The sequence below is a fragment of the Calditrichota bacterium genome (assembly GCA_020637445.1).
In the GTDB taxonomy this organism is placed as follows: domain Bacteria; phylum Electryoneota; class RPQS01; order RPQS01; family RPQS01; genus JABWCQ01.
Window position 1 is genome coordinate 1407839 of record JACJVZ010000001.1, and the last position, 11802, is coordinate 1419640.

General features: G+C 54.4%; 9 protein-coding genes. All 9 read right to left on the minus strand.

All coding sequences use genetic code 11. The annotated features are described in order from the left end of the window. Positions 1 to 2 precede the first annotated feature (2 nt). The gene (locus H6507_05995) at positions 3 to 1433 is read right to left on the minus strand and encodes a sugar transferase (GenBank protein ID MCB9368637.1); all 1431 of its coding nucleotides are present in this window, start codon (positions 1431 to 1433) and stop codon (positions 3 to 5) included. A gap of 36 nt (positions 1434 to 1469) precedes the next feature. Continuing rightward, positions 1470 to 2582: a DegT/DnrJ/EryC1/StrS family aminotransferase gene (locus H6507_06000; protein ID MCB9368638.1), complete on the minus strand. Its 1113-nt coding sequence runs from the start codon at positions 2580 to 2582 to the stop codon at positions 1470 to 1472. After that, positions 2579 to 3526 carry an SDR family oxidoreductase gene (locus H6507_06005; GenBank protein MCB9368639.1) on the minus strand — a complete coding sequence of 316 codons (948 nt, stop codon included), beginning with the start codon at positions 3524 to 3526 and terminating at the stop codon, positions 2579 to 2581. The genes H6507_06000 and H6507_06005 overlap by 4 nt, the downstream gene beginning before the upstream one ends. 1 nt (position 3527) lies before the next feature. Continuing rightward, positions 3528 to 4934: a hypothetical protein gene (locus tag H6507_06010; protein ID MCB9368640.1), complete on the minus strand. Its 1407-nt coding sequence runs from the start codon at positions 4932 to 4934 to the stop codon at positions 3528 to 3530. Between the two features lie 3 nt (positions 4935 to 4937). Continuing rightward, positions 4938 to 6428, minus strand: coding sequence for a right-handed parallel beta-helix repeat-containing protein (locus H6507_06015; GenBank protein ID MCB9368641.1), 1491 nt, complete (start codon positions 6426 to 6428; stop codon positions 4938 to 4940). 13 nt (positions 6429 to 6441) lie between these two features. Then, positions 6442 to 7326: a decaprenyl-phosphate phosphoribosyltransferase gene (locus H6507_06020; protein MCB9368642.1), complete on the minus strand. Its 885-nt coding sequence runs from the start codon at positions 7324 to 7326 to the stop codon at positions 6442 to 6444. A gap of 20 nt (positions 7327 to 7346) precedes the next feature. Then, positions 7347 to 8654 (minus strand): nucleotide sugar dehydrogenase, encoded by a 1308-nt coding sequence (locus tag H6507_06025; protein ID MCB9368643.1) that lies wholly within the window; start codon positions 8652 to 8654, stop codon positions 7347 to 7349. Between the two features lie 237 nt (positions 8655 to 8891). Next, the gene (locus H6507_06030) at positions 8892 to 10241 is read right to left on the minus strand and encodes an FG-GAP repeat protein (protein MCB9368644.1); all 1350 of its coding nucleotides are present in this window, start codon (positions 10239 to 10241) and stop codon (positions 8892 to 8894) included. A gap of 99 nt (positions 10242 to 10340) precedes the next feature. After that, on the minus strand, positions 10341 to 11786 hold the full coding sequence (locus H6507_06035; GenBank protein MCB9368645.1) for an OmpA family protein: 1446 nt from the start codon (positions 11784 to 11786) through the stop codon (positions 10341 to 10343). Positions 11787 to 11802: the final 16 nt, after the last annotated feature.

Below are 11802 nucleotides of genomic sequence, written 5' to 3' on the forward strand. Positions count from 1 at the left end.
GCTTAATGTGCTCCGCGGCCCAAAAGCACCGCGGGAATCGTCTTCATCAAAATCTTGAAATCAAGCCACAGCGTCCAATTGTCGATGTAAGCAAGATCAAGTTTTACCCACTCGTCGAAGTCCGTGATACTGCTGCGGCCCGAAATCTGCCACAAACACGTCAGTCCGGGCTTGACGGAAAGTTTTCTGCGGTGCCAACTGTCAAAGCGCGGCAACTCCGTTTCCAGCGGCGGGCGCGGTCCCACGATGGACATGTCGCCCTTCAAAACACTCCACAGCTGCGGCAATTCGTCCAAACTGAACTTCCGCAAAATTCCGCCGATCGGCGTAATGCGCGGATCGTTCTTGATTTTGAAGACCGCGCCTTTCATCTCGTTTTGCGCTTCGAGCTGCGCCTTCAAACGGTCGGCATCTACGACCATCGTACGAAACTTGTAACCTGTAAACTTCTCTTTGTTGAAGCCCACGACTTTCCAACGGTAAAAAATTGGTCCGCGGTCCGTCAGCTTGATAATAACTGCAATCGCCAGCAGCAGCGGCATCAGGAAGACAAGGAGCAGACTCGAAAACACGATGTCAAACAGCCGCTTGACAAGAATCTGCCATTCCTTGTGCCGCATTGAGGTGTAGATCAACACCGGCTGGTCGTACTGAATGTCTGTCGAGACGTGCGCCACAAGACTCGAGAACCAATTCGACAAAATCACCGAGCGAACACCTTCTTGTTCGCACAACGCCAGCATATCCGTACTTTCCGAAATTTGCCGAGTCGGCACGGCAAACACAACCTCATCGATTGTGTGTTGATGCAGAACTTCGGGCAAGTCTTCAGGGGTTCCAAGATAGCGCAGCTCCGGCGGGAGGTTGACGTCTCCTTTTCGATCAGTGTCGATGAACCCGAGCAGAACGATCGGCCATGTCGGATGCTCAGAAATTGTCTTTACGAATCTCTGTGCCTTCTCGCTCGTCCCGATCACCAGCACACGCTTGTTGAGGCCGCCGCCGCTTTGCAAATACTCTCGAATGCTCCTAAAGAACACGCGATTCACTGTCAACAGCATCGTATTCACCAACGTGAACAGCGCGATCGTCGAGCGGGACGGAAGTTCGATTCGCAGGACATACGCCGCCGCGAACATACAAACCGTTCCGATGATCGCCGTCCGCGACGCCAGCTTGAAGTCGTTCCAAACTGAACCGTTCGCCACTTGGTGGTGCGCCCGCTGGATATCAAGCAACAGCCACCATATCAAAATGACGAGTACACCGACTTCATAGAACGAATGAACGGACTGCGCGCTTCCGAAAAAGTAAAAAATTCTGATCTCGGTACGCAGTGCAAACGCAAGCACGAACGAAACGGCTGTAAAAAGCAAATCGACTCCCAAATGGAAAAGTCGCAGCCAGATGTTTCGCTCGATACTACGCGGCATGTTTCAATCTACTTTCAAGAACTCAAAAAGCTGAAATCAGTCGTTGCGAACGCCATAGAATTCGCGGACCGCCTCGCAAACGTAGTTAACTTCACCGTACGTCAACTCTGCGGACATCGGAAGCGCGACGGTCTCCTTCGCGGCCTTTTCCGCCGCCGGAAACGCACCTTCCTTGTAGCCAAGGAAACTGAAACACTTTTGCAAATGCAGTGGCACGGGATAGTAGATCATGTTGCCGACGCCTTTGTTTTTCAAATGTTCCATCAACTCGTCTCGCTTCGGAGCCCGAATCACATACTGATGATACGTATGCCACGCACCCGGCAATTCTGCCGGGGTCTTGACGGGCGTTTCGGCCAAGCCTTCGTTGTACATCTGCGCAAGCTCGCGCCTGCGCGCGTTCCATGCGGACAAATGTTTGAACTTTACCATCAGGACCGCGGCCTGAATTTCGTCCAGTCGTCCGCAAATACCGATTTGATCATGGTAATAACGGTCTTTTCCGCCGTGCACGCGGTTAATGCGCACGTCGTAAGCAAGCGCTTCGTCACTTGCGAGCACCATACCGCCGTCGCCCGCGCCGCCGAGATTTTTCGTTGGGTAAAACGAAAAGCAACTCAAATCGCCGAAACCACCGGCCACGACGTCGTTAAACTTTGCGCCGACAGCCTGTGCCGCATCTTCAATTATGCGCAAGCTGTGCTTCTTCGCAATAGCAAGCCACGCGGCAGGCTCAACCATTTGTCCGAATAGATGTACGGGCAAGAGTGCGCGAGTTTTCGGAGTGATCACCGCTTCGATTTGGTCGGCGCGCGCATTGTATGTTTCTTCGTCGATGTCCACGAATACGGGCTTAGCTCCGCCCCGCACGATAGAACTCGCCGTAGCGAAAAACGTGTACGGAGTCGTGATGACTTCATCGCCCGCATTCGGCTTTAGCGCCATCACGGAAAGCAAGAGCGCGTCCGTGCCCGATGAAACGCCGATGCCGTATTTCATTCCCGCGAGCTCGGCCATCGCGGTTTCCAGCGCTGCTCCGCGCTTGCCTAAAATAAAACTTTGTGTTTCGAAAATATCCGCGACTTCGCTCATCACTTCGTCGCGAATGTGCGTGAACTGCTCCTGCAAGTTCAGCATATTGACTTTCATTGTGCCACTCGAGTAAAATATTCCACGGTGCGACGCAGCCCTTCTTCCATGGGCACCAGCACCTTGTAACCCATAGCATCTTGAATTTTGCTAATGTCCGCAAGCGAGTCGCGCACGTCTCCCGCGCGCGTCGGCTCGTGATTCGGTTCGATTTTCTTGCCGAGCGATTCGCCGATCCCTTTTAAGATATCCATCAGCGAATAGCGCGCGCCGCAGGCGACGTTGAAAAACTCTCCCGCGACTTTTTCAGCCGGAGCTTCGCAGGCCAGCAAGTTTGCACTGACCGCATTCTCGACAAACGTAAAGTCTCGGGACTGTAATCCGTCACCGTGAACAATCGGCTTTTTGTCCGCCATGGCCCACGTAATAAACAGCGGGATAACGGCCGCATACTGTGAATTGGGGTCTTGCCGCGGTCCGAAAATATTGAAATAGCGCAGTGCAATTGTTTCCAATCCATAACACGCGTGAAACGCTTGGCAATATTTTTCGGTCGCCAACTTGCTCACGGCGTACGGTGATCGCGGCAGCATCGTCATCGACTCAATCTTTGGCAGCGTCGGTGTATTGCCGTAAACCGACGAACTCGATGCCGCGACGAACCGCTTCACTCCGGCGTCCCGCGCCGCCATCAGAGCGTTTAGCGTCCCTCGAATGTTCACTTCGTTGGTCGTCACAGGGTCGTTGATCGAGCGCGGCACGCTTCCCAACGCGCCTTGATGCAGCACATAGTCGCAGCCCTTCGTCGCGTTGCGGATTGCCTCTTCGTCGCGCAAGTCCGCTTCGATAAACTCAATATCTTTTGAGAACGCCGCAAGATTTTCCTTCTTGCCCGTCGCCAAATTGTCAAACACGCGCACCTGTTGTCCGCGTTTCAAAAGCTCTTCAACGATGTTCGAACCAATAAATCCGGCGCCGCCGGTTACCAAGTAACGAGATGCCATTCTACAATTTCTTCGCCGGATCGGGCCGGACGTATGTGTAACAAGGATTGATCATACCGCGAATCGCGGCAAAAACATATTCGAGTTGGCCTTTGCCGAGCTTTCCATGACATGGCAGCGCGAGCAACTCTTCTTTCGCGTCAAATTCGCTGTAAACGCCGAACGAACTCAGCCGCTCGTGAATATCTTTTACGCCGTACGGTTCCGTTGACGTCAGGAGGTAGCAAACCGGAGCGGATTGTTCGGAAATTTGAGCGTGCATGCCCGTCAACCCAAACAGTTTGGACAGTTCATCCAAGTTTTCCATCCGCCGTGTCCGTTCTTCGTCGCGTCTGCGCCAATGGATCTGCAGACCTTCGCGCACGCGGTTTCGTTTTGTCACATCCAGACAATGGAACCTGTCCCAAACGGTTTTGTCCGCGAAGTGTTCGCCGACGAGCACCGCGCCGAACGGCAGCGGCAGCCAGCGCGCAAAATCAAACACGGAGTATTTTCCGAAACTTCCGCAACGCACGACGCCATCTTTGCTCAGGAGCACGTCACGGCAATCTTCAATCAACGGTTCGCTTAACAAACTAAGGGACTCCGCCTCATGACATACATAACCCCACCGGTGACACACCACGCGCGCGTCACATCGTTCCGGACGCGCGGAGAATGTCCATTGGTCACCGAACAGCGCAGTCAGATCATCGACGTAGGACGTCTCCCCTTTCGACGCCCACACGCCTATTGTTTTTCCGCGTTCGACATTCGCAGCGCGGATCGCCGATTGCAGCGCAAACGCCCAAGAGGGCATATACGTGAATTCCGCCTCAAAAAACTCCGACAGCGCAGTGTTGATCGCGATCACCTGCTCTTCGGGCGCATCCAAATCATCACCGCTGAACGGCTCTATGCGAATCCGCGGGCGAGACTCTTCAGGCGGAGACCTGAACAAAATCGGATAGGGCCGCGTGCAGTACTTTTGAAAATAGTGCTGCAATTCGTTGCGAAAACTCACTCCGACGTCGAGATACTCGTAGTCGCTGTTTTCAAACTCACCTACTACGTGCCAAAACAAATACGAATTGGCTTCAATCTCGCGTCCGCGTTCGTTCGTTCCGCCATAATGGTAAAAAAGGGTGTTCGGAGTCACGGGCGTGACGATAATTCCGCCGACCAGTTCTTCACCGACGTAGGCCAAGTACAGCTTTTGTTCCGGTTCAAGCGCAGGCGTCAGCGTCTCCGGATCATACCAGAGCTTTGCCATCAGCGACAGATCGCGGCTTTCGACCACGCGAATGCCTGCGTTCTGCGCTTTGCGAATTCCTTGTTTCGCTCGCGAACGCAATTCTCTCCACGCGACGTCGCGGTTCAGATGCAGAAGCGCGCCGCGAGTGACGATATCTTTACCGACGTATTGCAAGAGTTATTGGCAGATGCCCGCTGCCGTGCCGGTTTGCGTGAGAATCTCCGAACAAGAATTCAAGACTGGAGAGTAATTGACAATAGGACAGGTCCCGTCGTCTTGACGGTCATGGATATAATGATCGGCGATGAAACTTAGACTCGTCGTTCCCCACGAGTTGCTGGTCGCATCCATGTCGCGGTAGTTGTGCTGGTTGCAGTTGTAGTAAATGATGAACCGGTCAACGGTCGAGAAGCAATTGTACTTGAATAGCGGATTGGACGGACCGCGTTGATCTTCCGTGACGTTGATGTTCATCACGGTGTTCATGCGGGTGAAGTTGTTGTGATGAATGTAGGTCGTCGAGTCCACCCACGAACCAACCTGAAACGCGAACCACGACGTCTCGAAATGGTTATTGTGAATTTCAGAGTTGTTCACGAGGTCGAGCTTAATCACGCCGCGCGCTCCGCTGCCGCTCGTGTCCGAACCTCCGCAGTTGCGAAACCAATTACAAAATAAATCGCAGTCACTCTTGTTGTACAGCGTGATTGCAAAAGGATCGCACGTTTGGAAAAGATTGTGTTCGCAGTCGAGCCCGCTCGTCGCCGTGTTGTAGATTCCGTATCCGTTGCGCTCGAAAATGCAGTGGCTGATCCTCGGCGGTTCGTAGCGCGCCAACACACCCTCGCCGGAGAACTTGTAGAAGTGGCAGTATTCGACCACGCCGCCGTTGGTCTCAAGATCAAGTGCCGTCGAGCCGTGACGGAAAACCGTATATGCGATGTCGGGCGGAGTTGCGCTGGGCCTGAATTTAACTTGCTGCCATTCGTCCGGATCGCGGCTGACAACTTCGAGCGGCAGAAATTGGATGTAGTTGTCCGGCGTACCCCGGCAAATCATCGTCCCGCGGATTTGCAGCGACTTCGCGCCCGCAAGTCTGACGACGGCGCCCGGCTGAATCGTCAGCGTCACACCAGCTAAAACTTGTGTGTTGTTGTGAAGGAGATAGTGTGTTCCCGACTCGAAAGTTACGTCTTCGTCAAAATTGTAGAATTGTTCGCCGTAATCCACAACTTGCGGCAATTCGATCTCGTGCATATCGACGTCTCCGCCGGAGGTGTGCAGATCTTGCGGAACAGACCAAACCAAACCCTGAATCTCCGCGACGACAAAATAGTCGCCGGCGACGACGTTTTTGAATTGAAATTCGCCGTCTCCGTTTACGGTGTCCTGCATGATCGAATTGTACAACCTGTGGTCGAACCCGTAGCTTGCCTTGAACGGAAAACCAACTTGATCTTCCGCGTCCGTGACCGACCAGACCGACGCGTCCGACGAAGGATTTGCTTGGTCGGGGATGTTGTAGATCTTTACGACCACTCCGTCGACCGAGCCGTCAGTCGTCACGATGCGGCCGAAAACGCCGCTCTTGGAGTCTTCGCTCTTTTTACAGGAAACGAAAACGAGCGCAAGTGAAAGCAGGAGAAATGTGGCAATCCGAGACGTCATCACAACCCTCATGTCAGGTCAAATAGACGATGCCTGCCGTAGTCAAAGCCCACAGCGCGACATTGATTAAGGTTGCGCGATCTTTCACCAGGAGCTTCGACGGATCGCCGCCTTCACCCCGGTTGTAGATCAGGTACAAATACCGAAACAGGCCGTATACGACAAACGGCAGCGTCCAAAACAACGCTCGCGTGCCGTAACGGTGGACGGTATCATCTGAAATCGTGTAAAGACTGTAGGCCACCAACGTCGCCGCAGCCAGCGCAGACAACATTTGGTCAATGAAGGTCAAACTGTAGTTGGCCAAACTTGCGCGGTGACTCGCGGCCGCTTCTCCCAACAACGCGATCTCGTGCCGGCGCTTGGCCAATGCCAAGAACAACGACAACAAGAACGCGCACAGAATCAGCCAGTACGACAAATACACGTCGGGCAGCATGGTGCGGATCACCGCCACTCCGCCGACGGCACGCAGCACGAATCCCATCGACAACAAAAGTACGTCGAGGATGACCGCCTGCTTAAGCCCCAACGAATAGGCCAAGTTCACGACCAAATAAATCACGGCGACGATACCGAAGTACCAGTCGATTACGAATGCCCAACCTACTCCGATCCCGCCGAGCAGAAATGCCAGCGTCGCGGCCATGTTGGTCGATACCCGGCCCGAAGGCAGCGGACGCGATTTCTTTTTCGGATGTTCGCGGTCCGCCTTCAAGTCGAGCAAGTCGTTCAATGCGTACACCGCAGACGATAGCATACAGAACGCCGCAAAGCCTTGCAGCGCCTGCACGATCACGTGCGGCGATTCAATGACGACGCGCGCCGGTGAAAACAACACCGCCGCGAAGAGAATCATGTTCTTCGACCACTGCGCGGGCCGCAGCAGTTCGAGTATCGCTGTGAGTGAATTCAAACCTACAGCTTCACCACGTTGTCTCGTTTCCCAAGCCCGGCCGTCGCGTTGCGTGCGTCGAAGACCAACGCGCAGTTCTCGGCGAGCATCGCGTAGTCGATCGATCTGTGATCCGTGCAAATCACCGCGACGTCGTATTTCTTCGCGGCTTCTTTGTTGAACGGCACGGATTTCATGCGATGATTGGCCGTGTCTACTTCAGGGATGAACGGATCGTGATAGTCCACCTGAGCGCCGCGCTTCATCAAGAGTTCAATGATATCCAGCGACGGAGATTCCCGCGAATCGTCGATATCCCGCTTGTAGGCCACGCCCATCACCAGCGCTTTGCAGCCCTTGACGGCTTTTCCGCGTTCATTCAAAGCGTCGGCGACTCGCTGAGTAACGTAATCGGGCATCTTGGTGTTAATATCGTCGGCCAGTTCGATAAACCGTGCGCGGTATTTCAGAGTCTTGAGTTTCCACGACAGGTAGATCGGATCGATGGGAATACAATGGCCACCCAAACCCGGCCCCGGATAGAACGGCATGAAACCGAACGGCTTTGTCGAAGCGGCGCGAATCACTTCCCACACGTCGACGCCGAGAATCTCGCACATGATCGCAAGTTCGTTCACCAATCCGATGTTGATGGAGCGGAACGTGTTCTCAAGCAGTTTTACGAGTTCCGCGGCCTGCGTACTAGAAACCGGCACGAGTTTTTCGATGACCAAACCGTACACTGCCTGCGCCGCGTCCAAACAGGCAGGTGTCGATCCGCCCATGACTTTCGGGGTATTGAACGTGCCGTATTTTTCGTTGCCGGGATCGACACGCTCCGGCGAAAACGCGATGAAGACGTCTTCACCAACTTTCAAGCCCTTTTCTTCGAAGGCCGGCACCATGAGCTCGTCCGTCGTGCCAGGATACGTCGTACTCTCGAGTACGATCAAAAGACCCGGATGAGCATACTTCAAAATTTCGTCCCGCGCCGCGATGATATAAGAAATATCCGGATCACCAGTTTTGCGCAACGGAGTCGGAACGCAAATCGAAATCGCGTCCAAGTCCTTTATCACGGAGTAGTCTGTCGTCGCTTTTAGCTTTCCGGACTTGACCGAGTCCGCAAGCTCTTTGTCGTTCACGTCGAGAATGTAGTTTTCGCCGCGGTTGATGAGGTCGACTTTCCCTTGCGTGATGTCGATACCCGTAACGCTAATACCTTTGACGGCGAATTGAACAGCTAGCGGAAGACCTACGTACCCGAGGCCGACAACGCCGACTCGCAGGGTACCTTCTTGGGCCTTCTTCTTTAACTCATTCAGAATCATAAAGTTCTTTTTATCCTTCCCGAAAATCGGTGACTCTAAATATACAAACAAGTGGGTTGAAATGCAATGAAATCAGGGTCAGTCAAGGACCCAATACAAGATGCTTTGCAATTGTTATACCTTTATTTACGACTTTCAAATAAAGAAGTCTGGACAAGTAAAAATGGGCGGCCTTGATAGACCGCCCATCCTGAAAATCATACTCGGTAGCCATTGGGCTATCCTGCGGGAGTTCCTCTATTGCAGGCTGAGCAAGTAGACTCGGCCGACATTTTCGAAATCACCGTTGTCCCACCAGCGGGCGCCAACCGCCAAATCGGTCGAACCGTTGCCGTCTAAGTCACCAAACGACGCCACACTATTTCCTGCTGCGTCAGCAATATTCTCGCCCGAAAACTGGTAGAAATCAGTCTCCCAGCCGCCGTAGAAGAAGGAGACAACCCCGCGGCTCTGGTTGGCGTTGGCTGCCTGAGCTGCCCAGTCGCCTTTGCCATCGCCGTTTAGGTCACCCAAGGCAAAGACCTTTTCACCAAACCGACCCGCCTCTGCTGAACCCGTAAAGGTCGCGGAGGGTCCGTTTGGTAATGTAGTGCCGCCGTGGTACAGATAAACCTTGCCCAGTTGTTTCCCACCCGAAGTGAATTGCGGGGCGCCAACCAGAATTTCAGCGACTCCGTCGCCGTTCATGTCAGGCACAATCGCTGTGGACCAGCCAAACTCGTCCTGAAAGCTCGTCAATTCGCCCTTGTACAGCATAACCGTCTTGGTTGTGCTGATTTCCTTACCGCCCGCAAAAACGTACACAGCGCCGTTATACGTGGCCTCAGCGCCATAATGAGGCGCGCCGATGATCAAGTCAGCTTGGCCGTCACCCGTCACGTCTCCGGTCGAAACCGCAGTGCCGAACAAGTCATTCAACGTACCCAATTTGTACTCGAGGTCCGGCTTGTTGGCCACACCGTTCGCGTTGCCGAAATAGACATATACGCGGCCGGAAGTGGCGCCGTTCTTGGCCGAGTGCGGTGCTCCGACGACGAGGTCGGCATAATTGTCACCGTTCACGTCGTGTGACATGTCAATCGAATGGCCGAACGAGTCTTTGCTTTCGCCTGCCGTGATCTTGACACTCGTGCCGCCGAATCCCGAGCCGCCCATGTACAGGTAGACTTTGCCGGCAGGCTTGGCACCTGTGCCCTGTCCGCCTTCCGCGGCAATCGCTAAGTCGGGAGTGCCGTCGCCGTTAAAGTCGCCAGTGGACATCGAGCTTCCAAACAATTCACCGTCTTCTTGGCCCTGAATCTTCATGGTCGGCGTTTCGGCAAGCAGTCCGTCGTAGAACAAGACTGCGCCGCGTGCGACAGGCCCGGCATTTTCTCCGGTATACGAAACCGCATACAGCGGCTTGTCCCCCGTCCAAGCGTGCGCTCCGTCAATCGCAGAACCATAATAGGCCCGGGCCTCAGGACCGTCCATGACGCGCAACAGGTATTTTGCCGAGGTGTTCTTGGATTCAAGCTGGGCCAGCGATAGCGCGTACACAGCCAGAATCAACACCGACGACACCAAAATATAACCAATTCTCTTCATGGCATTCTTCCGGTTTGTGAGCGAAAGCTCATGGAGTGAGTCGAGGAGTGGCGGCGGTTGACCGCACCACTCCTCGACGCAAAGTACTACAGTATTTAGTTACCGAATGCGAACGAGGTCGATGCGGCGGTTCTGGTAGCGGCCTTGCTCGTTGGCATTGCTGGCAACGGGCTTCGTCGAACCATAACCCTTGGCGACCAAGCGGCTGGGATCAACACCGCGCGAGATCAGGTAGTTGCGAACGGCGTCCGCACGAGCCTGCGACAGCGGGTTGTTAATCGCATCCGAACCGGTGTTATCGGTGTGGCCTTGAACTTCAAGCAACTGGATTTCCGGATGCTCGTTGATCAGCTTGGCCGCGCCGTCCAACACGCGCGCGAATTCATCGGTAATCTCTGCGCTGCCCGTGGCGAAGTTGATACCCGGGAAGCTGACGACGCCGCCGGTCTCCATCCACACGGCTTCGATGGAATCTTTCTGCTCGGGACGCAGCAATTCGAGGCTGAGCTTGAGGGAGGGGTTACCTTCGAAGATGTAACGATGGATGAATTCCTTCGGGCCATCCGATTTTTCCATCATGGCAGCTTCCTTGCGCTCACGCTTCAGGCTGCCCATGGCGCTCCGCAGGCTGTTGCACTCCTTGAAGTAGAAGTTCAACGAGATGCGGTGATTCTCGCCCAAGAATGCTTGCGGCTCTTCGACGTAAGCATACTGCAGGGCGAAGCTCTTGAAACCGAAACCAAAACCGGCGGTCATACCACGGTTGGCTTCTTCCGTTTCAACCAGATCGTTCATACCCGCGGCGAGGTAGAAGCTCACGTTGTCGCTGATCGGCAGGTCGTAGGCACCACCGACGTCCAACGTCGTTTCTTCATCCTTCACCTTGTTCAGGTCGGTCGTCAGCGTGACGTTTTTCCACGGCTTGACACCGAAACCGAGTCGGGCTTCATAAGGTGTCTGATCCTGACCGTACTCACCCGCAAGGTCACGCATCATGAAGCCAACAGTGACTTCATCATACGGGCGGAAGAGCAAGCCTGCATCGACGCCCCAGCCGTCATCAGTGATGAGATCGCTCTGGATGAACTTTGCACCGAGTCCGAGGGCGAAACCGCCACCCAAACCTCGCGCGTAGTTCAACTGGAACGCATTGTCGGCGGCGTCAAATGTGCCCGTCTTGTTTCCGGTATTGTCCGACTGAATCAAACCAGTCGTACCGGAATTGAGCCAGGACAGACCGAAGGTCCCAAGCTTCTCGGCACACAGCGACGCTCCGATGTAGTTGTAATTGCGATCGGCTTCCAGCCCACCGGTATACATGAGCGACACTTCGAATTTGTGCAGCCATTGTAACGCAGCGGGGTTCCAGTAGGCCGCGGTCGCATCGTTGGCTACGGCGGTTTGGGCGGTACCCATTGCCATACCACGCGCACCCACACCCATCCGCAAGAACGGAGCGGCATGGTTTTGCGCGTTGGCGGCAGTGATACCGAAGAGCATCATTATGCACAGACCCAGCGCCGTGTTGCGAATTCGGGATGTCATATCCCTTCCTCCTGTC